This window comes from Actinomadura keratinilytica, from assembly GCF_039539665.1.
GTDB lineage: Bacteria > Actinomycetota > Actinomycetes > Streptosporangiales > Streptosporangiaceae > Spirillospora > Spirillospora keratinilytica.
On sequence record NZ_BAABDO010000017.1, the window covers coordinates 56,478 to 77,715 of the forward strand.

General features: G+C 74.0%; 19 protein-coding genes and 1 pseudogene. 12 read left to right on the forward strand and 8 right to left on the reverse strand.

All coding sequences use genetic code 11. The features are described from left to right. Positions 1–7 precede the first annotated feature (7 nt). A complete protein-coding gene (locus ABD879_RS08795; RefSeq protein ID WP_345019263.1) occupies positions 8–643 on the reverse strand; it encodes a hypothetical protein in 636 nt (211 codons plus the stop codon). 569 nt (positions 644–1,212) lie between these two features. On the opposite strand from ABD879_RS08795, the gene ABD879_RS08800 reads away from it, so the two are divergent. The 3 genes and pseudogenes from ABD879_RS08800 (at position 1,213) to ABD879_RS08810 (ending at position 3,790) form a co-directional block, all read left to right on the forward strand. Then, the gene (locus ABD879_RS08800; RefSeq protein ID WP_345019265.1) at positions 1,213–2,211 is read left to right on the forward strand and encodes an ArsR/SmtB family transcription factor; all 999 of its coding nucleotides are present in this window, start codon (positions 1,213–1,215) and stop codon (positions 2,209–2,211) included. Between the two features lie 374 nt (positions 2,212–2,585). Beyond that, positions 2,586–3,200: pseudogene (locus ABD879_RS32925) on the forward strand (pyridoxal-dependent decarboxylase); the annotation flags it as partial. Positions 3,201–3,262: 62 nt separating this feature from the next. Continuing rightward, positions 3,263–3,790, forward strand: a complete 528-nt coding sequence (locus tag ABD879_RS08810) for a pyridoxal-dependent decarboxylase (protein WP_345019271.1) — start codon at positions 3,263–3,265, stop codon at positions 3,788–3,790. A gap of 118 nt (positions 3,791–3,908) precedes the next feature. On the opposite strand, the gene ABD879_RS08815 is transcribed toward ABD879_RS08810, so the two are convergent. The 7 genes from ABD879_RS08815 to ABD879_RS08845 all read right to left on the reverse strand — a co-directional run bounded on the left by ABD879_RS08815 (position 3,909) and on the right by ABD879_RS08845 (position 11,370). Further along, positions 3,909–4,544: a response regulator gene (locus tag ABD879_RS08815; protein WP_345019274.1), complete on the reverse strand. Its 636-nt coding sequence runs from the start codon at positions 4,542–4,544 to the stop codon at positions 3,909–3,911. Then, the gene (locus ABD879_RS08820) at positions 4,541–5,758 is read right to left on the reverse strand and encodes a sensor histidine kinase (protein ID WP_345019277.1); all 1,218 of its coding nucleotides are present in this window, start codon (positions 5,756–5,758) and stop codon (positions 4,541–4,543) included. Before ABD879_RS08820 ends, ABD879_RS08815 begins: the two co-directional genes overlap by 4 nt. After that, on the reverse strand, positions 5,716–6,513 hold the full coding sequence (locus ABD879_RS08825) for an ABC transporter permease (RefSeq protein ID WP_345019280.1): 798 nt from the start codon (positions 6,511–6,513) through the stop codon (positions 5,716–5,718). The genes ABD879_RS08820 and ABD879_RS08825 overlap by 43 nt, the downstream gene beginning before the upstream one ends. Beyond that, positions 6,510–7,355, reverse strand: a complete 846-nt coding sequence (locus tag ABD879_RS08830; RefSeq protein WP_345019283.1) for an ABC transporter ATP-binding protein — start codon at positions 7,353–7,355, stop codon at positions 6,510–6,512. Before ABD879_RS08830 ends, ABD879_RS08825 begins: the two co-directional genes overlap by 4 nt. Positions 7,356–7,543: 188 nt before the next feature. Beyond that, positions 7,544–9,205 carry a Coagulation factor 5/8 type domain-containing protein gene (locus ABD879_RS08835; RefSeq protein ID WP_345019285.1) on the reverse strand — a complete coding sequence of 554 codons (1,662 nt, stop codon included), beginning with the start codon at positions 9,203–9,205 and terminating at the stop codon, positions 7,544–7,546. Between the two features lie 111 nt (positions 9,206–9,316). Beyond that, positions 9,317–10,348, reverse strand: coding sequence for an aldose epimerase family protein (locus ABD879_RS08840; protein WP_345019287.1), 1,032 nt, complete (start codon positions 10,346–10,348; stop codon positions 9,317–9,319). Next, entirely contained in the window at positions 10,345–11,370 is a 1,026-nt protein-coding gene (locus tag ABD879_RS08845; RefSeq protein WP_345019289.1) for a LacI family DNA-binding transcriptional regulator, read from the reverse strand. The genes ABD879_RS08840 and ABD879_RS08845 overlap by 4 nt, the downstream gene beginning before the upstream one ends. Before the next feature lie 387 nt (positions 11,371–11,757). Here ABD879_RS08845 and ABD879_RS08850 point away from each other — a divergent pair, with 387 nt between their 5' ends. From ABD879_RS08850 to ABD879_RS08890, 9 genes are all read left to right on the forward strand, one after another. After that, positions 11,758–12,702: a carbohydrate ABC transporter permease gene (locus tag ABD879_RS08850; protein ID WP_345019291.1), complete on the forward strand. Its 945-nt coding sequence runs from the start codon at positions 11,758–11,760 to the stop codon at positions 12,700–12,702. Beyond that, complete coding sequence (locus ABD879_RS08855) at positions 12,699–13,637, forward strand: carbohydrate ABC transporter permease (protein ID WP_345019293.1); 939 nt, start codon at positions 12,699–12,701, stop codon at positions 13,635–13,637. The genes ABD879_RS08850 and ABD879_RS08855 overlap by 4 nt, the downstream gene beginning before the upstream one ends. Positions 13,638–13,654: 17 nt before the next feature. Then, a complete protein-coding gene (locus tag ABD879_RS08860) occupies positions 13,655–14,602 on the forward strand; it encodes an NAD-dependent epimerase/dehydratase family protein (RefSeq protein ID WP_345019295.1) in 948 nt (315 codons plus the stop codon). A gap of 1 nt (position 14,603) precedes the next feature. Next, a complete protein-coding gene (locus ABD879_RS08865; protein ID WP_345019297.1) occupies positions 14,604–15,512 on the forward strand; it encodes a 5-dehydro-4-deoxyglucarate dehydratase in 909 nt (302 codons plus the stop codon). Beyond that, positions 15,509–16,621: a mandelate racemase/muconate lactonizing enzyme family protein gene (locus ABD879_RS08870; RefSeq protein WP_345019299.1), complete on the forward strand. Its 1,113-nt coding sequence runs from the start codon at positions 15,509–15,511 to the stop codon at positions 16,619–16,621. Before ABD879_RS08865 ends, ABD879_RS08870 begins: the two co-directional genes overlap by 4 nt. Continuing rightward, positions 16,618–17,898 carry a pectate lyase family protein gene (locus tag ABD879_RS08875; protein ID WP_345019301.1) on the forward strand — a complete coding sequence of 427 codons (1,281 nt, stop codon included), beginning with the start codon at positions 16,618–16,620 and terminating at the stop codon, positions 17,896–17,898. Before ABD879_RS08870 ends, ABD879_RS08875 begins: the two co-directional genes overlap by 4 nt. After that, positions 17,895–19,040 carry a Gfo/Idh/MocA family protein gene (locus tag ABD879_RS08880; protein WP_345019303.1) on the forward strand — a complete coding sequence of 382 codons (1,146 nt, stop codon included), beginning with the start codon at positions 17,895–17,897 and terminating at the stop codon, positions 19,038–19,040. Before ABD879_RS08875 ends, ABD879_RS08880 begins: the two co-directional genes overlap by 4 nt. Continuing rightward, entirely contained in the window at positions 19,037–19,897 is an 861-nt protein-coding gene (locus ABD879_RS08885) for a DUF6807 domain-containing protein (RefSeq protein WP_345019306.1), read from the forward strand. Before ABD879_RS08880 ends, ABD879_RS08885 begins: the two co-directional genes overlap by 4 nt. Continuing rightward, positions 19,882–21,238: glycoside hydrolase family 43 protein (locus ABD879_RS08890; protein WP_345019309.1), on the forward strand; the 1,357-nt coding region annotated here is incomplete at its 3' end. The genes ABD879_RS08885 and ABD879_RS08890, both read left to right, overlap by 16 nt.

Genomic DNA, 21,238 nt, shown 5'->3' on the forward strand with positions numbered 1-21,238 from the left:
CCGCCGGTCATGCCTTGGAGGCGGGCGCCCTGCGGTTCGGCTTCGTGGGCGCGGGCGCCTGCCGGGCCGGCATGCTGCCGAACGCGACCAGCACCGCGAACACGAGACCGGCGCCCGCCACCGCCTGGAGCTCTCCCTTCGCGGACAGGTCCGCCTTCCGGCCCTCCACCGGAGCGAACCTGCCCCTCGGATCGAGCACGACCCGGATGGTGTCGCCGCGCTCGCGGCCCTCGCAGTCGGTGTCGAGTTCGCGCTTGATCGGGGTGCCGTCGGTGCGGCGCAGCGTGCAGTGATGCCTCTCCATGCCGCGGGAGGTCGTCGTCCAGGTCCGGTCCACGACCGCTTCGGCGTCGGTGCCGACCAGGGTCAACGCGATGTCCCGCGCCGCGGCGGCGCCGACGAGGTACAGGAGGAACAGCACCAGCATGCCGCCGATGAGCAGCACGTTCGCGAACCGGGACGAGCGCCCGCTCGCGTAGAGGAACCCCAGCGCCGCGGCGTTGCCGATCATCATGAGCACGGTGAGGACCGCCGAGCCCGTCGTCCCCCACCACAGATGAACGGCGCTGGACAGCAGCAGCCCCAGCAGCGTTCCGACGAGCAAGAGGGCGCCGCGCAACGGGGCGGACCGGGGGAGTCCCACACAAGCCTCCATCGGGGACGAAAAGGGCACCTTGAGTGTAGAGAGCCTCCAGGCAACCGCGATCATGCACGACCCGACGGCGGCTCTGCCTTCGCGGAGCGCGCCACGCGATATCCGGCCGCCGGTTCGCATGGCCCGACCCGTCGGCGAGGCGTGCCTGCGGGCCGCACGTCGCCGGGAACGGCGGCGGCGGCCGATGCCGGCCCAGAGCCGCTGCGGTGGTGCGCTTTGCGCAGCCGCTCCCGCTGATCATTGATGACGTACCTGACCGCCGTTTTCTGACTGAGTCGGTTCGGTGCCGTTTCGGGACCGGAATGCCGGATCGGTCGATCCGAAGGTGCTGTGGCAGGTGCGGGATCGGGGCGGGCTCGTGAGGCGGATGCTACGCCGAGTGACGTTTTCGGGTGTCGCGCGGACCTGGAAACGACTTGGTCTTTTTTCGAGAGCCGTACAGGGAGTCGTGATATATCCGGGTCTGTTCAGAGTTTTCCTGGATGTCGGAACCGGAGTCCTCGGGGAGCCTGGGGTGCAGTCGCCACGGCAGGCCGAGGTCACTCTGCGGGGACGTCATGCTGCGGATTCATTTCAGTTTCGACGATCTCGCCCGGACGCGCGTCGGTGCCGGCCCCGACGCCATGTGGGAGATCGTGCTCAGCGTCCAGCTGCTGCAGAACCGTGAAGGCGCACTGCTGTTCGACGGCTGGCGCCGCGAAGTCCGCGGCAAGCTGCGTCCCTGGATTCGGCCGCTGATGACCCTGGCGCCGCACGCCCCCTACTTTCCGGACTTCCTCACTCCGGCCGGGCCGGCGGCCTCCCCGGACGAGGGGATCGAGTCCGTCCTGGCCACCCCGCGCACCCGGCTGCGGGCCGAGCTGGAACTGCTCGGCGCCCAGCGGCCCCTGCCGGCGTGGACCCGCGGGCTGGCCGACGGGGACATCCGGGTCTTCGAGGGGCTGGGACGGGCACTGCGCTCCTATCACGAAACCGTGCTGGAGCCGGACTGGCCCCGGGTGCGCGCACTCATCGAGGCGGACAGGGCCAAGCGGATGCGCGCCTTCGCCGACGGAGGCATCGAGGGGCTGCTGCGCAGCTACAGCCCGCTGTTCCGGTGGAAGCCCCCCTACCTGGAGGCCGACTACCCGGTCTCCCAGGAACTGGTGCTGGGGGGACGGGGCCTGTTGCTGCAGCCGTCGTTCTTCTGCTGCCGCACCCCCGTGACCCTGGTCGATCCCGAACTGCGGCCCGTGCTCGTCTACCCGGTCGCCCAGGACGTCCGCGACCGTGTCGCCGGTTCCGGAGGCAGGCCCCTCGCCGCGCTGATCGGCCGGACCCGGGCCGCGATCCTGCGGTCGATCGAGGACGGCTGCACCACGACGGAGCTCAGCCGCAGGGCCAGCACGTCGATCGCCTCGGCGAGCCAGCACGCGGCCGTCCTGCGCGAGGCCGGGCTGGTCGCCACGCAGCGCAACGGCAGCGCGGTCCTGCACACCTTGACCCCGCTCGGCCTGGACCTGCTCTCGGGAGCGGGCGGCGCAGGCGATCTCGACGTCACGACGAAGGCCGGATGACCGCGGCCGCGCGGCCCGATAAGCCATGATTTCGGCATGTAGCGCTATTCGGAATCAGCTGCAAATCAACCGGTAAAAGAGATCTCTTCTGTCGGGGTGTCCCTTCCGCCACAGGCCACTGAGGTTTTGGTGCGGACGTATCGCCGTCGCGTTCATGGCGGTGTCTCGGACGCCGGGGAGACGATTTCCCGGCCCCCACCGCGAAGGAGACGCCCGTGCCGCGCAAAGTGGAAGCGGAACGCTGGGACGAGGCCCTGGACGTCAACCCCCTCTACCACAACATCGTCCCCGCGGGCGGCGTCCCCCGCCTGCACCTGCCGGACGGCCCGATGACGGCCGACGCGGCCGCCGCCCTCATCCGCGACGAGCTCATCATGGACGGCAACGCCCGGCTCAACCTGGCGACGTTCTGCACGACCTGGATGGAGCCGCAGGCCCGCGACCTCATCGCCGAGACGCTCGACCGCAACCTCATCGACCACGACCAGTACCCCCGCACGGCCGAGCTGGAGCGCCGCTGCGTCAACATGCTCGACAACCTCTGGAACGACCCCGACGGCCGGGGCGCGGGCTGCTCCACCGCCGGGTCCAGCGAGGCGGCGATGCTCGGCGGGCTGGCGATGAAGACCCGCTGGCGGGAGCGCAGGCGCGCGGCCGGCCTGCCCGCCGGACGGCCCAACCTGGTGATGGGCAGCGCCGTCCACACCTGCTGGCCCAAGTTCTGCCGGTACTGGGACGTCGAGCCCCGGTACATGCCGATCCAGGAGCCGGCGTTCACCCTCGACCCGTCCCGCGTGGCCGACTGCTGCGACGAGAACACCATCGGGGTGGTCGGCGTGCTCGGCTCCACCCAGGTCGGCCGGTACGACCCGATCGACGAGCTGGCCGCCGAGCTGGACCGCCTGCACGCCGAACGGGGCATCGACGTCCCGCTGCACGTGGACGCGGCCGTCGGCGGCTTCATCGCGCCCTTCCTGGAACCGGACCGCGTCTGGGACTTCCGGCTGCGCAGAGTCCAGTCGATCAACGCCTCGGGGCACAAGTTCGGGAGGTGTTCCCCGGGGTCGGCTGGATCCTCTGGCAGGAGCGCGCGGCCCTGCCCCAGGACATGGTCCTGGAGTGCGACCTGCTGGGCGGCGACATCGACACCTTCACCCTCAACTTCTCCCGGTCCGGGGCGCCGGTGGTGGCGCAGTACTACAACTTCCTGCGCCTGGGCTTCGAGGGCTACCGCGCCGTCCGGCAGACCTGCCGGGACGTGGCCGTCTACCTGGCCGGACGGATCGCCGAGATCCCCGCCCTGGAGGTCGTCTCCGACGGTGCGCGCCTGCCGGTGCCGGCCGTCCGGGTCCGCCCCGGCCACGAGCCGCTCACGGTGCGGGACATCTCCGAACGGCTCCGCCTGCACGGCTGGCAGGTCCCCACCTACCCGCTGCCGCCCGACCTGGAGCACGTGGAGGTGATGCGGCTGGTCGTCCGCAACGGCTTCAGCCAGGACACCGCCTCCCTGCTGGCCGACCACCTCCACCAGGAGGTCGCCCACCTGCAGAGCCGCCAGAGCGCCTCGGCGAACGCCTGAGCAGCACTCCGACGCACCGGCCGGTGCGTCCCCGCTCCCGGGCCCGCCCCGGCCGGGTCGCCGCTAAAAATCTACGATGTAAAGGCATTGGGCGGTCGCCCGCCCGACAGGGGAGACGTCACTCGCCGGGGCGGAGGATGCCGCGTTCCAGGGCGGTCGTCACGGCGGACGTGCGGTCGGAGACGCCGAGCTTGCCGTACGCGCGCAGCAGGTGCGTCTTGACCGTCGCCTCGCTGATGAACAGCTCCTGGCCGATCTCGGCGTTGGTCCGGCCGCGGGCGACCAGCCGCAGCACCTCGATCTCGCGCGGCGACAGCTCGACCGGCGAGCGCATCCGCGTCACCAGCTTGGCCGCCACCGAGGGGGCCAGCACGGTCTCGCCGCGCGCCGCCGCCCGCACCGCCTGCGCCAGCTCCTGCCGGGAGGCGTCCTTGAGCAGGTAGCCGGTGGCGCCCGCCTCCACGGCGCGCAGGATGTCGCGGTCGGTCTCGTAGGTGGTCAGCACCACCACCCGGGTCCCCGGCCGCTGCGCGAGCACCCGCGCCGTGGCCTCCACCCCGTCGGCGTTGGGCAGCCGCAGGTCCATCAGCACGACGTCGGGCTCGTGCCTGCGGACGGCCGCCACCGCCTCGGCCGCGTCGCCGGCCTCGGCCACCACCTCGATGCCGTCCTCGGCCGACAGCATGCCCCGCAGCCCCTCCCGCACCACCGGGTGGTCGTCGACGAGCATCACGGTGATCGCGTCCGTGTTCATGCCGGCACCTCCACGGTCAGGACCGTACCTTCACCGGGCGCGCTGCCCACCTCCAGCCGCCCGCCGACCTGCGTCACCCGCTCCCGCATGCCGCGCAGGCCGAAGCCGCGGCCCGCCTCGGCGGCGGCGTCCGGATCGAACCCCGCGCCGTCGTCGCGGACCTCCAGCACCGCCGTGTCGCCACCGTAGGCCAGCCGCACCGACACGTGCCCGGCCCCGGCGTGCTTGCGGATGTTGGCCGTCGCCTCCTGCGCGGCCCGCAGCAGCACCACCTCGACGCCCGCGGCCAGCCGCCGGGGCGGCCCCGACGTCGTGAACTCCACCGGTATGCCCATCTCCTCACCGAACCGCTCCGCCAGCCGCTGCAGGGCCTCCTCCAGCGACGACGACTCCAGCCCCGCCGGCGGCAGCGCGGCGACCAGCGCCCGCGCCTCGGCCAGGTTCTCCCGGGCGGTGCCGGCCGCGAGCGAGATCTGCCGCCGCGCCTGCTCGGGGTCCTGGTCGAGGTGGGAGTCGGCGGCCTGCAGCAGCATCAGGATGCTGGTGAAGCCCTGCGCCAGCGTGTCGTGGATCTCGGCCGCCAGCCGCTCCCGCTCGGCCATCGCGCCCGCCCGGCGGTTGGCCGCGGCCAGCTCCGCCTGGGTGGCGCGCAGCTCGGCGATCAGCTCCGCGCGCTCGCGGCTCTGCCGGATGATCCGATCGACCCAGAACCCGAAGAACGCCGAGAAGCCCATGGTCACCGCGGCCCACAGGGAGAACGACACCACCGCACCGACCGTCGTGGACTCCCACAGGAACCGCAGCGCCGGCGTGGCGTTGAGGGCCAGCACCGTCAGCATCGCGCCGCGCCAGGCCAGCATCATGAACGCCTGCGGGCACAGCGCGAACAGCACCAGGGAGCTCTCCGGGGCCGCGATCGCCGCGGCCCCCGACAGCACGACCGCCCCTGCCAGGTAGCCCAGGGTCGCCGGGGGCGGGGCCGCCCGGTCGGCGGACCGCCGCCCCAGCAGCAGGTACCACGGCGCCAGCGCGACCAGCAGCACCGCCGCGACCGCGTCGCGCTGCCACGCCTCGCCCCCGGCCAGCACGTAGATGACCGTGGAGACCAGCACGAGCGCGAAGTACGCCTCCCAGCGGCCCACGCCCCACCGCCATGCGTCGGGCTCGCGGGTCACCGCTCGTGGCGCCGCTTCCAGCGGAACGTCGTCAGGCACAGCACCAACCCTCCAATGCACCAGGCCGCCAGCACCAGGGCGATCCTGCCGTGCTCCCAGGATCGGGCGGGCTCGGCGGCGAGCAGCGCGTCGGGCAGCAGCGCCGACCGCAGCCCCTGGCACATCCACTTGAGCGGGAACAGCGCGCCGACCTGCTGCACGCCGGAGGGCAGGTCGCCGAACACGAAGAACACCCCGGAGATGAACTGCAGCACAAGATAGGGCAGGTTGAGCACCGCTGCGGCGCTGCGCCCCGACCGCGGGACGCTGCTCACCGCGATGCCCAGCAGCGTGCACGCCGCCACCCCGAGCACGAACACCCACGCGAAGGTGAGCCACCGCTGCGGCGTCGCGGGCGGCTCCAGGCCGAGCAGCGCGCCGCCGACCGCGAAGAGCACCGCCGTCTCGGCCACCGACAGCACCAGCGCCGAGACCGTCTTGCCGATGAAGTAGGACGCCCTCGGCATCGGCGTGCCGTAGAGCCGCTTGAGGGTGCCGTCGTCGCGCTCGGTGGCGATGCTGATGCCCAGGCTGGTGAAGGTGGTGGACATGATGCCGCTGGCGATGATCCCGGCGGCGAAGTACTGGCGGAAGTCCACGCCGGTGTTCCCCACCTCGCCCTTGAAGATCGTGCCGAAGATCAGCAGCAGCACGACCGGCAGGCCGAAGGAGAACACCATGGCCTCCCGCTCCCGCACGAACGTCTTCAGCTCCAGGGCGCCGCGCGCCAGGCCGAGCCTGAGGGCGAGGGTCATTTCGTCGCTCCGATCATGGACAGGTAGACGTCTTCCAGGGACGGCCGGGTGACGGTCAGCTCGGGCACCTCGCCGCCGAACCGCTGGCTCAGCTCCGCCACCACCTGGGTGGGGGAGTCGGTGTCGATGCGCTGCGGGCCCTCGGGCCCCCGCCAGCTCACCCGCGCGGAGGCCGTGGCGCGCCCGCCCAGCCGCGCGGGGGCGTCCACCGCGACGACCCGGCCGGCGGCGATCACGCCGACCCGGTCGGCGAGCGCCTCGGCCTCGTCCAGGTAGTGGGTGGTCAGCAGGATGGTGGTGCCGTCGCCGGCCAGGCCCTGGATCAGCTCCCAGAACCGGCGGCGGGCGTCGGGGTCGAAGCCCGTCGTCGGCTCGTCCAGGAACAGCAGCTCCGGGCGGCCGACGATGCCGAGCGCGACGTCGACCCTGCGGCGCTGCCCGCCGGACATCCGCCCGACCCGCCGTCCCGCCAGCTCGGCCAGGCCCACCGCCTCGATCACCTCGTCGGGGTCGCGGGGCCGCGGGTAGTAGGCGGCGAAGTGCCGCACCATCTCCCGCACGGTCAGCTGGGGGTCCTCGTGGGAGGTCTGCGGGACGATCCCGATGCGGGCCCGCCAGCTCCGGCCCGCCTTGGCGGGGTCGGCGCCGAGCACGGACACCTCGCCGGCCGTGCGCTGCCGGTGCCCCTCCAGGATCTCGACGGTGGTGCTCTTGCCCGCCCCGTTCGGGCCGAGCAGCGCGAACACCTCGCCGCGCCTGATGTCCAGGTCGACGCCGTTCACCGCGTCGACGTCCCCGTACCGTTTGCGCAGTCCGCGCACCCGCACCGCTGTGTCTGCCATGCCCCAAGCGTCGCCCCGCGGCGGCCGCCGCGGGATCGGCGCGTCGGTCATCCCCGTGTCCACCGATCGGTGGACACCGCGCCGCGGCCTCGCGGCCGGCCCTGGACGGCGTGCTCGCCGAGCTCGGCGACCGGACCGGCTGACGATGCTGGCCCGCACGGCCGCCGCCCGGCGCGCGGGGGCGCGGCTCAGGCCCGCGCGGAGGACCGGCTGCCCTCCCACATGCGCAGGTACATCTCCGCGCCCCGCGCCATGTCGGCGACGATCTCCTCGCCCGCGACGTTGCGCATGTCGGCGATCCAGTCGGGGACCAGCCCGTAGTTGGCGACGCCCTCGGTGTTGACGTCCCAGGTGCGCAGGCCCGTCCGCTGGCGGTCGAGGGTCACGCCCGGGTCGACGGGGGACCGGAACGGGTAGCGCACCGGGTTCGCCCCGTTGCCGCGGCGGGGAGCCGGCAGCGGTCCCAGGCCGTTGGCGTCCAGCCCGTAGGCGTAGCCGAACAGCCGCCCGGGGTCGCGCGCCCGCCTGGCCCGGCGCCACTCCGCGGCGAACGTGTCGGCCGCGGACCCGTACGAGGCGACCATCCCGCCCAGCCGGTAGATCCGCGAGGCCCAGCCGGTGTCGGACCAGCCGTGCCCGGACACCACCCCCGGGTAGCCCTCCTCCTCCAGGATCGCCAGCGTCCGCTCGGCCGCCTTGGCGCTCATGTGGTCCAGCTCCACGATCATCCCGCGCTCGATCATGCCTTTGAGCATGTGCTCGCCCAGCTCGGTGAGGCCGTTGACGTTGCAGTGCGGCGGCTTCGGATAGACCGGCAGGGTGACGCCGAGCGGACGCAGGTGCGCCAGCGGGCCCGCGAGCAGCGCGGTGAGGTCGTCGGCCGGGATGACCGTGTTGTCGTGCTCGGGCGCGGTGCAGGTGTCGGCCTGCCAGAAGCGCCCGCTGCCCAGGAAGTTGCCGAGGTTGACCATCAGCCCGGTGGTGCCGCCGTCGAAGCGCACCCCGCACAGCGCGTTGTCGAACTTGTGGCACAGGAACATCGAGCTGACGCCCAGGCGGCGCATCTCGTCCAGGCCCTCGTCGATCTGCTTCTTCGTGCACCGCGGCACCCCGCCGACCTGGCGGCAGCCGAACGGCTCGGAGGTCTCCACGCCGAGGACGACCGCGAGCTTGCCCTGCGCGATGACCCGGCGGGCCTCGGCCGGGTCGCGCACCACGCGGAACCAGCCCCTGCCCGGCCCGCCGCTGCGCGCGTCGATGTGGGCCTGCAGCTCGTAGGTGCGCCGGGCCTGCAGCCGGATCGACTCCATCTCGTCGCAGGGGTGCTTCTTCAGCGGGTACAGCTCGCACAGCGTGCGGTTGGAGACGAGCTGGTTGACCAGGAGCCGCTGCCCGGCCCGCCACGACCGCTCCACCCACGTGTAGTACGCCTGCTGGTGGGTGCGGGAACCGCGGCTGGGCCAGTCGCGGAAGGTCGGCCATCCGGTGGTGTCGTGCGTCCCCACCAGGCTGCCCTTGCTGGTGAGGTTCTCGAACCACGCCAGTGCGCCGTTCCGGCCGTGGTCGGGGCAGTCGCGCAGCGCCTCCTGGATGCCGCGCGGGTCGAACGGTCTGCCGCACAGCACGCTGCCGCCGAAGCCCTCGAACGACATCAGATGGGTGTGCAGGTCGGCGTATCCGCGCACCTGCCCGTCGGGGGCGGTGCCGCGGAACGGGGTGCCGACGGCGTTCACGCCGTCGGGCGTGGACGCGGCGGCCGGGGGGACGGCGGCCGCGGTGAGCGCGGCCGCCGTGAGCGTGCTCGTCAGGACGGCCAGGACGGCTCTGCCGGTCGGACGTGTGCGGGGCATGGCGGGGACCCCTCCGCGAGGCGAGGCTTGCGGGCGTCTCCTCCGGTTCGTATCACGACCGCGCCGATACGTGAATAGCCTTCACGTCTGCCGTCCGGCGGCGGGCGTCCCTCAGTCCGGGAGCGTGCTGAAGCGGAAGGTGGTGGTGGAGCGGTACTCCTCGCCGGGCCGCAGCACCGTGGACGGGAACGACGGCTGGTTGGGCGAGTCGGGGAAGTGCTGCGTCTCCAGGCAGAACGCGTCGCCCTGCCGGTAGGCCAGGCCGCCGGTGCCGATGTGCGAGCCGTCCAGGAAGTTGCCCGAGTAGAACTGCACGCCGGGCTCGCTGGTCAGCACCTCCAGCACGCGGCCGGACCGCGGGTCCTCGGCGCGGGCGGCGACCTCGCCGCCGTTCAGCACGAACGTGTGGTCGTAGCCCTTGCCGACCAGCAGCTGCGGATGCGTCTCGCGGATGCGCGCGCCGATCGGCTGCGGCTTGGTGAAGTCGAACGGGGTGCCCGCGACCGGCGCCGGCTCGCCGAGCGGGATCTGGTTCGCGTCCACCGGCAGGTAGCGGTCGGCGTCGATGGCCAGCCGCTGGCCGTACACCGTGCCGGAGCCCTCCCCGGCGAGGTTGAAGTAGGAGTGGTTGGTCAGGTTCACCACGGTCGGGCGGTCGGTGGTGGCGCGGTAGTCGATGCGCAGCGCGTCGTCGGTGACGGTGTAGGCGACGGTGGCGCGCAGCGTCCCCGGGTAGCCCTGCTCGCCGTCGGGGCTGACGTAGGTGAGGACGATCGAGCCGTCGCCGGCGTCGGCGACGTCCCAGACGCGCTTGTCGAACCCCTGCTCGCCGCCGTGCAGGCTGTTGGCGCCGTTGTTGCGCGGCAGCGTGTACTCCCGGCCGTCCAGCCGGAACCGGCCGCCCGCGATGCGGTTGCCGTAGCGCCCCACCACCGCGCCGAAGTAGCGGCTGCGCGTGACGTAGTCGTCCAGCGTCGCGCAGCCGAGGACGACGTTGGCCGGGACGCCGTCGCGGTCGGGCGCCTCCAGGGTCTGCACGACGCAGCCGTAGGTCAGGACGCGCACGCGCAGGGCGCCGCTCGTCAGCGTGTAGCGGTGCACAGGCGTGCCGTCGGGCAGCACGCCGAACCTCTCCTCGTTCATGTGACCTCACCGGGGGACAGGCGGGCGGGCCGTTCCGCGACGGGGGCCGCCGCGGTGGACTCGCGGACGACGAGTGTGGTCTCCAGGACGGTCAGCGCGGCGGGCCCCGGCTCGTCGGTGCCGACCAGTTGCAGCAGCATGTCCACGGCGGTGCGGCCGGCGGCGACCGTCGGCATCGCCACCGTGGTCAGCTTGGGCCGGTTCAGCCGGGCCTGCATGATGTCGTCGACGCCGACCACGCTGACGTCGTCGGGCACCCGCACGCCCAGCTCGGCCAGCCCCTCGACCAGCCCGATCGCGACCAGGTCGTTGTAGGCCAGCACGCCGGTGGCCGCGGCGCGCGCCACCTCGGGCGCGGCGATCTGCCCGCCCTGCTCGGTGGGGGAGTTCGGGCCGATCACGGTCAGCTCGGCGCCGGCCGCCGCGGCGGCGTCGGCCGCGGCCTCGCCGATGCGCCGGCTGTTCCACGACCCCTCCGGCCCGGACAGCAGCGCCAGCCGCCGGTGGCCGAGTCCGGCCAGGTGCTCGACCGCCAGCCGGGCCCCGCGCCCGACGTCCATCAGCACCGCGGGCAGGCCGTCCAGCCGCCGGTTGACCAGGACGAACGGCACCTGGCGGCGGAGCCGGGCCAGGGCCCGGTCGCCCAGCCGCGGCGCGCACAGCAGCACCCCGTCCACCTGCTTGGTGAACGCCTGGATGAGCTCCTCCTCCACCCGCGGGTCCTCGTCGGTGTCGGCGACGAACACGTGGTAGTCGCGGGCGCGGGCGTGCGCCTGGGCGGCCTTGATCAGCGGCGGGAAGAACGGGTTGGCGATGTCGGCGACGATCAGGCCGAGGTTGTGGGTGCGGCCCGTGGTCAGCCCGCGCGCCGCGCGGTTGGGCCGGTAGCCCAGCTGCTCGGCCACCGCCAGCACGCGGTTGCGCGTCTCGGCGTTGACCAGGTGGGGGGCCGAGAAGGTGCGCGACACCGTGGAGACGTGCACGCCGCTGGCGCGCGCGACATCCCGGATCGTTACGGCCACGCTCTCCCCTTCCTGGGCGTTGGAACGCCTCATTAATGCAAACGATTGCAGCTCCGTCAACCGCGCCGACGGGCAAGATCGCTAGGCGTCCTCCGGGATCGGCCCGGTCCTCCTGCCTTTTACCAGGCGCGACGCATCTGGGTCACGCCGACCCCTTGACGTTTCGCTCGGATGACGCGAATGTTTCTGCAACCGGTTGCTGTGTGACCGGTGGCACATCCGCACAGACCCGCCCCCACCCCCCGGCCAGGAGCGGTCGGAGGCGTACGCACCGGCGGTAAGCGCTTTCACTTCCCGCCTGCGCGTCCCCGCCCGTCCCGCTCCGGCCCCGCACCCCGTCCCCACCGGACCCGACGACCCGAACGACCGACCCGTAAGGAGGCGCTCGTGGCCATCGCCGAGGCGACCACGGCCGGGCGCGGAACCCCGCCGCCCCGGCGCGAGCGGCGCCGCCGGCCCGCCCGCGGGCCGCGCACCCCGTATTTGCTGATCGCACCGTCGGTGCTGCTGATGCTGGGCTTCCTGGTCTATCCGGTGGCCGGCGTCTTCTACTACAGCCTGCAGCGCTACAACATCACCAAGCCGTGGGACAACGGGTTCGCCGGGCTCGACAACTTCCGCGCCATGCTCGGCGACGACCTGTTCTGGCAGAGCCTCGGCTTCACCGCCGAGTGGGTCGCCGCGACCGTCGGCTTCCAGCTGGTGCTCGGGCTGGCGCTGGCGCTGCTGGTGAACGAGACGTTCGTCGGCCGCGCGGTGGCCCGGGCGCTGGTGTTCTCCCCGTGGGCCATCTCCGGCGTGCTCACCACCAGCATCTGGATCCTGCTCTACAGCCCGACCACCGGCTTCACCCCGTACCTGGCCGACCTCGGCCTGGTCCAGCACGGCTCGTCGCCGCTGTCGGACACCGGCAGCGTCTTCCCCGCCGCCGTGCTCACCGAGCTGTGGCGCGGGGTGCCGTTCTTCGCCATCCTCCTGCTGGCCGACCTGCAGAGCATCCCCAAGGACCTGTACGAGGCGGCGTCGGTGGACGGCGCCACCCGGCTGCGCCGGTTCTGGCACATCACGCTGCCGCACCTCAAGGACGCCATCATCCTGGCGACCCTGCTGCGGGCGGTGTGGGAGTTCAACAACGTCGACCTGCTCTACACGCTCACCGGCGGCGGCCCGGCGCACCAGACCACCACGCTGCCGCTGTACGTGGCGCAGAAGGCGACGGTCGCGCACGAGTTCGGCTACGGATCGGCGCTGACCACGGCGGCGTTCTTGATCCTGCTGTTCTTCTCCATCCTCTACCTGCGCCTCAGCAAGTTCGGAGGTGAGCGGTCTTGAGCCGCCGTCCCACCATGACCCTGGACGACGAGCGCGCGGCCGGCGCCCCGGCGGCCCCGCCGGCGGGCGGAGGGCCGGACAAGCCGACCCGGCGCCGCGCCGCCCGGCGCGGGCGGCCCGGCGGCGCGGGCGGCCCGCGCACATGGGAGATCTACCTCCCGCTCGGCCTGTACCTGGCGTTCACGCTGATCCCGTTCTACTGGATGCTGCTGTACGCCTTCCGCCCGGCCGGCCGGACCGGCTTCCTGCCCTGGCCGCTGACGTTCGAGCACTTCACCACCGTGTGGAACAGCGTCGGGTTCGGCGTCTACTTCCAGAACAGCCTCAAGGTCGGCGTGATCGCGCTGATCACCACCACGGTGATCGCGCTGGCCGGCGGGTACGCGCTGGCCCGCTACCGGTTCCGCGGCAGGACGCTGTTCATGGTGGCCATGCTGTGCACCCAGTTCATCCCCGGCGCCATGATGCTGATCCCGCTGTTCGAGATCTTCCGGGAGCTGCGGCTGGTCAACTCGCTGTGGAGCCTGGTGATCGCCGAGACGGTGTTCCAGCTGCCGCTGTCGCTCATCCTGATCAGCGGATTCGTCCGCAACGTGCCGGTGGAGCTGGAGGAGGCCGCCTGGGTGGACGGCTGCTCGCGGCTGCGCGGCTTCCTCACCGTGGTGCTGCCGCTGCTGCGGCCCGGCCTGGTGGCGGTCGGCTCGTTCGCCTTCATCCACTCCTGGAACAACTTCCTGTTCGCGCTGATGTTCCTCAGCGAGCAGGAGAAGTACACCGTCCCCGTCGGCCTCAACTACATGATCGGCGAGTACGGCGCCGACTTCGGCGCCCTGGCCGCCGGCGGTGTGGTGGCGGCCCTGCCCGTCGTGCTGGTGTTCGCGGTCATCCAGCGCTACCTCGTCCAGGGCCTGAGCGCGGGTGCGGTGAAGGGATGAGCGTGCGAGGGGAAGCGGTGAACGAGAACACGACGACGGCGATCGCCGAGAGCGCGCTGGAGCCGGGGACGCGGATCCTGGTCACCGGCAGCGCCGGGCGGCTGGGGCGCAGCGTGGTGACGGCGCTGGCCGAGGCGGGGCACGAGGTGATCGGCGTGGACCCGGCCCCCGGCACCCCGGCCGCCGCGGCCGCCGTGCTGCCCGCCGACCTCACCGACCTCGGTGAGGCGTTCGAGGCGATGGCGCGGTTCCGGCCCCGGGCGGTGGTGCATCTGGCCGCGATCGCGACGCCGTTCAGCCGCACCGACGCCTACACCTACCGGGTCAACACGCAGCTGGCGTTCAACATGTGCGAGGCGGCGGCGCACTGCGGCGACGTCGAACGCGTCGTGCTGGCCAGCAGCCCCACCGTCATCGGGTACGGCGCCCCGCACGGGTGGGCGCCGTCGTACCTGCCGCTCGACGAGGAGCACCCGGTGGCGCCGTGGAACGCCTACAGCCTGTCCAAGCTGGCCGCCGAGCACACCATGCGGATGTTCGCCGCCGCCCACGGCGACCGCGTCCGGTACGCGGCGCTGCGGCCGTGCTTCGTGGTGGCGCCCGAGGAGTGGCACGGCGCGCCGACGCAGAGCGGCCACCGCATCGGCGAACGCCTCGACCGCCCCGAACTGGGCGGGATGTCGCTGTTCAACTACATCGACGCGCGGGACGCCGCCGAGTTCGTCCGGTGCCTGCTGGACGGGCTGCCCACGCTGGCCAACGGCGAGGTGTTCTTCGCCGGGGCGGCCGACGCGCTGGCCCGCGAGCCGCTGGCCGAGCTGCTGCCCCGGCACCTGCCCGCCGCGGCGCCGCACTGCGCGGCCCTGTCCGGCACCGCCCCGGCGTTCTCCTCCGCCAAGGCCGAGGCGCTGCTCGGCTGGCGGCCCAAGCGCAGCTGGCGCACCGAACTGTCCACGGAGGTATGACATGCGGCTGCACGGAGTGCTGTTCTTCCCGGTGACGCCGTTCGGCGCGGACGGCGCGCTGGACGAGGCCGTGCTCGCCGAGCACCTGCGCGCCGGGCTCGCCCACGGGCCCGGCGGGGTGTTCGTCGCGTGCGGGACGGGCGAGTTCCCGTCGCTGTCGCCCGCCGAGCACGACCGCGCGGTGCGCACGGCGGTGCGGGTCGCCGGCGGGGCCGTCCCGGTGGTCGGCGGAGCGGGCGGGCCGCCCGGCGCCGCCCTCGACCAGGCCCGCGGCGCGGCGGCGGCCGGCGCCGACGGGCTGCTGCTCATGCCGCCGTACCTGGCCCAGGGGCCGCGGCACGGCCTGCGCGCCTACGTCGAGGCGGTCGCGCGGGCCGCCGGCATCCCGGTGATCGTGTACCAGCGCGGCGGGGTCGTCCTCGACCCGGACACCGCCGTGGAGCTGGCCCGCGTGCCGGGCGTGGCGGGCCTGAAGGACGGCGTCGGCGACATCGACCGGATGGCGCGCATCGTGCGGGCGGTGCGCCGCGAGATCGGCCCGGACTTCACGTTCTTCAACGGGCTGCCGACCGCCGAGCTGACCCAGCCCGCCTACCGGGCCATCGGCGTGGACCTGTACTCCTCGGCGGCGTTCGGGTTCGTGCCCGAGGTCGCCGCCGCCTACCAGCGCGCCCAGCACGACGACCCCGAACTGGCCGAACGGCTGCTCGCCGAGTTCTACACGCCGCTGGTGGAGCTGCGCAGCCGCGTCCCCGGCTACGCGGTGTCGCTGGTCAAGGCGGGCGTGCGGCTGCGCGGCCTGGACGCCGGCGCGGTGCGGCCGCCGCTGGCCGAGCCCGCGCCCGAGCACCTGGACGAGCTGGCCCGCCTGGTCGAGACCGGGCTCGCACTGGTGGGGGCGGGCTCATGAGCGCCATCGCCGAGGTGCGCAGCAGCGTCCACCGGATCCCGCTGGTGCGGCCGTGGGGACCGCACACCACGCACATCCACCTGGTCGTCACCCGCGTCATCACCGACGACGGGCGGGCCGGCACCGGGTTCAGCTGGGCGCCCAACGTCGGCGGGCGCGCCGCGCACGCCCTGCTGGAGTCCGACATCCGGGACGCCGCGATCGGCCTGCCCGCGCATCCGGCCGTCGCCTACGACCGGCTGTGGTGGCACCTGCACGAGGCCGGGCGCGGCGGGCTCACCACGATCGCGCTGGCCGCCGTCGACCTGGCGCTGTGGGACCTGCGCGCCCCGGCCGGCCTGGCCGAGGCGGTCGGCCGCCGCCGCGACGCCGTCCCCGTCTACGGCAGCGGCGTCAACCGCCACTACACCGTGGACGAGCTGGCCGACCAGGCGCGGCGCTGGGTCGGGCGGGGCCTGCCCGCCGTGAAGATCAAGGTCGGGCTGGCGGACCTGGACGAGGACGTCGCCCGGGTCGCCGCCGTCCGCCGCGTCATCGGCCCCGGCGTGCGGCTCATGCTGGACGCCAACCAGCTGTGGGACCTGCCCCGCGCACTGCGCGCCATCGAGGCGTTCCGCCCCTACGACCCGTACTGGATCGAGGAGCCGCTGCCCGCCGACGACGTGCAGGCGTACGCGCGGCTGCGCGAGGGCGCGCCCGGCGTGCCGATCGCGCTCGGCGAGAACACCCACACCCCCTGGCAGTTCCGCGACCTGCTCACCGCGGGCGCCTGCGACATCCTGCAGCCCAACGTGGTGCGGGTCGGCGGCGTCACCCCGTTCCTGCGCATCGCCGACCTGGCCCGCGCGTTCAACGTGCCCGTCCATCCGCACCTGCTGCCCGAGCTGTCCGGGCAGCTGGCGTGCTGCCTGCCGCTGCCCGCGATGGTCGAGGACGTGGAGGACGCCTCGTTCGCCGCGCTCGGCCTGCTCGACACCGCCGCCCCGCCGCCCGTGCGGATCGGGGACGACGGCCTGCTGCGTCCCGGCGACGGCCCCGGACTCGGGCTGCGCTTCGACGCGGACCTGCTGAAAAGCACCCGGCTCGACGACGACGGAGGAAACTCGTGAAGCTCACCGCGACGGTCGTCACGTCCGCCCTGGCCATCAGCGGCGCCCTCGCCGCGCAGGCCGCCCACGCCGCCGCGCCCCGCGCCGCCTCCCAGGGCGCCGCCTCCCAGAGCGGGGGGCACCGCACCGACCTGGGCCGCCAGACGCTCGCGCCGAACGACGGGTGGGCGGCCGCCGAGGGCGGCACCACCGGCGGCGCCGCGGCCGCCCCCGAGAACGTCGTCACCGTCCGCACCCGGCAGGAACTGGCCGCCGCCGTCGCCGGCGACACCCCGAAGATCGTGTACGTGCGGGGCCACCTGAAGGGCGGCGACGACTGCGACGCCTACGCCGACCCCGAATACAGCCTCGACGCCTACCTGGAGGCGTACGACCCGGCGCACTGGAGCGGGCCCGCGTCCGGGCCGCTGGAGGAGGCCCGCAAGCGCTCCACCGCCAACCAGCGCAAGGACGTGGTCGTCCGCATCGGCTCCAACACCACGATCGTCGGCGCCGGCGGGGGCGCGCGGCTGACCGGCATCAACCTGACGGTGCAGGACGCCGAGAACGTCATCATCCGCAACCTGGACGTGCAGGACGCCTACGACTGCTTCCCCGGCTGGTCGGGCGAGGACTGGAAGACCGAGTTCGACAACATCACCGTCTCCGGCTCCCGGCACGTGTGGGTGGACCACGTCACGCTCGGCGACGGCGACCGCCCCGACTCGGCCGAGCCCAAGTACTTCGGCAAGGTGTGGCTGCACCACGACGGCCTGCTCGACGTGGTGAACGGCAGCGACCTGGTGACGGTCTCCTGGTCGAAGTTCGCCGACCACGACAAGTCGCTGCTGTGGGGCAACAGCGACAGCGCCACCGGCGACCGCGGCAAGCTGCGCGTCACCCTGCACCACAACGAGTTCCGCGGCCTGATCCAGCGGGTGCCGCGGGTGCGGTACGGGCGGGTGCACGTCTACAACAACTCCTACGTGTGGTCGCCGCAGTCGCTGTACGCCTGGGGCGCGGGCAAGGAGTCGGCGATCTACGCGCAGAACAACCACTTCAGCGCCGGCACCCCCGCCGAGAAGATCATCTACAACTGGGGCGGGACCGCGATCCACGCCGAGGGCACCTACGTGGGGAACCGGCCCGTCGACGCCCTGGCCGCCTTCAACGCCGCCAACGACCCCGACCTGTCGGGCGACGTCGGCTGGACGCCCACCCTGCACGGCCGCATCGACCCCGCCCCCGCCGTCCCGGGCCTGGTGCGCGCCCGGGCCGGAGCGGGCCGCGTGTCATGACGGGCGTCATCCTGGTCGGCGCCCACGGGCACGGGCGCCGGCACCTGGACAACCTGCGCCGGGCGGCCGCCGCCGGGACGGCGCGCCTGGCCGGCGTCTGCGACCTGCGGCCGGTGGACGAGGCGGCGCTCGCCGGGTTCGACCCGGCGCCGGAGCAGTCGCCCGACCTGCCCGCGCTGATCGACCGCACCGGCGCCGAGGTCGTCATCGTCGCCACGCCCATCCCCACCCACGCCGAGCTGACGCTGGCGGCGGTGGCGCGCGGTGCGCACGTCCTGCTGGAGAAGCCGCCCGCCGCCACCTACGCCGACTTCGAGCGCGTCGCCGCCGGGGTGCGGGACGCCGGACGCGCCTGCCAGATCGGCTTCCAGAGCCTGGGCTCGGCGGCGATCCCCGCGGTGCGCGCGTTGATCGCCGACGGGGCGGTCGGCCGGGTGCGGGGGATCGGCGCCGCCGGGGCGTGGCTGCGCACGTCCGCCTACTTCGCCCGCGCCCCGTGGGCCGGGCGGCGGCGCATCGGCGGCACCGACGTGGTCGACGGCGCGCTGACCAACCCGTTCGCGCACGCCCTGGCCACCGCCCTGGCCGTGGACGGCAGCGAGGGCCCGGACGACGTCGGAGGCGTCGAGCTGGAGCTGTTCCACGCCTTCCCGATCGAAAGCGACGACACCTCCTGCCTGCGGCTGCGCACCGCGCGCGGCACGGCCGTCACGGTCGCGGTGACGCTGTGCGCGCCCAGGCGCAACGAGCCGTACCTGATCGTGCACGGCGAAAAGGGGCGCATCGTCCTCACCTACACCCGCGACGAGGTGCGCCTGGAGCGGCCGGGCCGCGACCCGGTCGTCTCCGTCCACCCGCGCACCGACCTGCTGGACAACCTGCTCGCCCACGTGCGCGGCGACGCCGGGCTGCTCGTCCCGCCGGAGCGCACCGCCGCGTTCATGCGGGTGCTGGACGCCGTGCGCACCGCGCCCGACCCGCTGCCCATCCCCGACGGGTTGCAGCGCGTCACCAGCGCGGACGGGGAGCAGCGGCGCGAGCTGCCCGGCGTCGAGGCGCTGGTCGCGGCCAGCGCCGAACGCCTCGCCCTGTTCTCGGAGCTGGGCGCGCCGTGGGCGGTCCGCGAGGAGGTGCCCGGATGACCGCCGACCCGGTGGAGCTGACCTGCGCGGGACGCGCGGTCGCCGAGTACGTGACGCGGCCGGACCTGCCGGCCGGCCTGTCGCCCCGCCCCTACTTCCACCCGGTGCGCACCCTCGCCGGGACCGAGGTCACCGAGCTGGCGCCCGCCGACCACCGGCACCACCTCGGCGTCAGCATCGCCGTGCCCGACGTCGGCGGGCGCAACTTCTGGGGCGGCCGCACGTTCGTCCGCGGCCGCGGCCCGACCTGGCTGGACAACCACGGCGTGCAGCGGCACCTGGGCTGGGCGGGCCGCGCCGCCGACGCCTTCACCGAGACCCTCGCCTGGATCGGCGCCGACGGCGAGGCCGCCCTGCGCGAACGGCGGGACGTGCGCGCGGTCGCGGCGGGCGGCCACTGGGCGCTGGACGTGGCGTTCACGCTCACCAACGCCACCCGCGGGCCGCTGCGGATCGGCAGCCCCGCCACCAACGGGCGGCCCGGCGCCGGATACGGCGGGTTCTTCTGGCGGGCGCCCGGCACGTCCGCCGGCATCCGGGTGCGCGCGCCGCACGCCGAGGGCGAGCAGGCCGTGCACGGCGCCCGCGCCGACTGGCTGGCGCTGACCGGCACCGCGCCCGACGGCCGCGCCTGGACGCTGGCGTTCCTGCCCGCCGACGCCGCCACCGCCGCCGACCCGTGGTTCGTGCGGGTCGCCGAGTACCCGGGGGTGGGGTCCTCGCTGGCCTGGGAGCGCCCCGTGGAGGTGCCGCCGGGCGGCGCCGTGGCCCGGCGCGTCGTGACGGTCGTCGCCGACGGGCACCTGTCCGACGCCGAGATCGGCAAGCTGCGGGAGGCCCTGTGCCCGACACCGTGAACACGTCCGGCTCCGTGACCGCGCCCGGTCCGGCGGTCCGGCCGCCGTGGACCGCCGACCTGGGCGACGGCACGTACCGCAACCCGGTGCTGAACGCCGACTGGTCCGACCCCGACGCGATCCGCGTCGGCCGCGACTACTACCTGACCGCCTCCAGCTTCCACCGGGTCCCGGGCCTGCCCGTGCTGCACTCCCGCGACCTGGTCAACTGGACGATCATCGGGCACGCGCTGCCCGAACCCGAACCGGCCGGGGCGTACGCGGCGCCGCGCTGGGGCCACGGCGTGTGGGCGCCGGCGCTGCGCCACCACGCCGGCCGGTTCTGGATCTTCTACCCGGACCCCGACCACGGGATCTACGTCGTCACCGCCGCCGACCCCGCCGGGCCGTGGACGCGGCCGCGCCTGCTCAAGCCCGGACGCGGCCTCATCGACCCCTGCCCGCTGTGGGACGCGGACGGCTCGGCCTACCTGGTGCACGCCTGGGCCAAGAGCCGCGCCGGGTTCAACAACCGGCTCACCCTGCACCGGATGGCCCCGGACGCCACCCGGCTGCTGGACGAGGGCACGGTCGTCGTGGACGGCGACGAGATCCCCGGCTGCCGCACCCTGGAGGGCCCCAAGCTGTACCGGCACGGCGGCCACTACTGGATCTTCGCACCCGCCGGGGGAGTGGCCACCGGCTGGCAGTACGCCTTCCGCGCGCCCGGCGTCTTCGGGCCCTACGAGCACCGCGTCGTCCTGGAGCAGGGCGACAGCGACGTCAACGGCCCGCACCAGGGCGCCTGGGTGGACGCCCCCGACGGCGGCCACTGGTTCCTGCACTTCCAGGACCGGGGCGCCTACGGCCGCGTCGTCCACCTGCAGCCCATGCGCTGGCGCGCGGACGGCTGGCCCGAGATCGGCGCGCACGGCACGCCCGTCCGGCGGCACCGCAAACCCGTGCCGGGCGAGCCGCCCGCCGCCCCCGCGGCCGGCGACGACTTCCCCGGCGGGCGGTTCGGCCCGCAGTGGACCTGGCAGGGCGTCCCCGACCCGGCGTGGACCGGGCGGGCGCCCGGCGGCGGGCTCCGCCTGGCCTGCGTGCGCAGCGCCGACGCCGGCGACCTGCGCCGCCTGCCCGGCGTGCTCGGCCAGCGGCTGCCCGCCGAGGCCTTCACCGCCGCCACCGACCTCACCCTGACCGCCGTCGAGCCGGGCGCCCGCGCCGGGCTGGCGGTGCTCGGCGACGCCTACGCCTGGATCGGCCTGGAGCGCACCGCGGCGGGCGCGGACCTGGTGTACCGCGTCGCCCGCCCGGACGGCCCGGAGCAGGACGCGGCCGCGCGGCGCCCGCTGCCCG

Bases quoted from the DNA above. Each gene is read 5' to 3' on its own strand.
- ABD879_RS08800 (WP_345019265.1), top strand. From the start codon at position 1,213: ATGCTGCGGATTCATTTCAGTTTCGACGATCTCGCCCGGACGCGCGTC.
- ABD879_RS08815 (WP_345019274.1), bottom strand. From the start codon at position 4,544: ATGAACACGGACGCGATCACCGTGATGCTCGTCGACGACCACCCGGTG.
- ABD879_RS08825 (WP_345019280.1), bottom strand. From the start codon at position 6,513: ATGACCCTCGCCCTCAGGCTCGGCCTGGCGCGCGGCGCCCTGGAGCTG.
- ABD879_RS08830 (WP_345019283.1), bottom strand. From the start codon at position 7,355: ATGGCAGACACAGCGGTGCGGGTGCGCGGACTGCGCAAACGGTACGGG.
- ABD879_RS08835 (WP_345019285.1), bottom strand. From the start codon at position 9,205: ATGCCCCGCACACGTCCGACCGGCAGAGCCGTCCTGGCCGTCCTGACG.
- ABD879_RS08840 (WP_345019287.1), bottom strand. From the start codon at position 10,348: ATGAACGAGGAGAGGTTCGGCGTGCTGCCCGACGGCACGCCTGTGCAC.
- ABD879_RS08865 (WP_345019297.1), top strand. From the start codon at position 14,604: ATGCGGCTGCACGGAGTGCTGTTCTTCCCGGTGACGCCGTTCGGCGCG.
- ABD879_RS08870 (WP_345019299.1), top strand. From the start codon at position 15,509: ATGAGCGCCATCGCCGAGGTGCGCAGCAGCGTCCACCGGATCCCGCTG.
- ABD879_RS08880 (WP_345019303.1), top strand. From the start codon at position 17,895: ATGACGGGCGTCATCCTGGTCGGCGCCCACGGGCACGGGCGCCGGCAC.
- ABD879_RS08885 (WP_345019306.1), top strand. From the start codon at position 19,037: ATGACCGCCGACCCGGTGGAGCTGACCTGCGCGGGACGCGCGGTCGCC.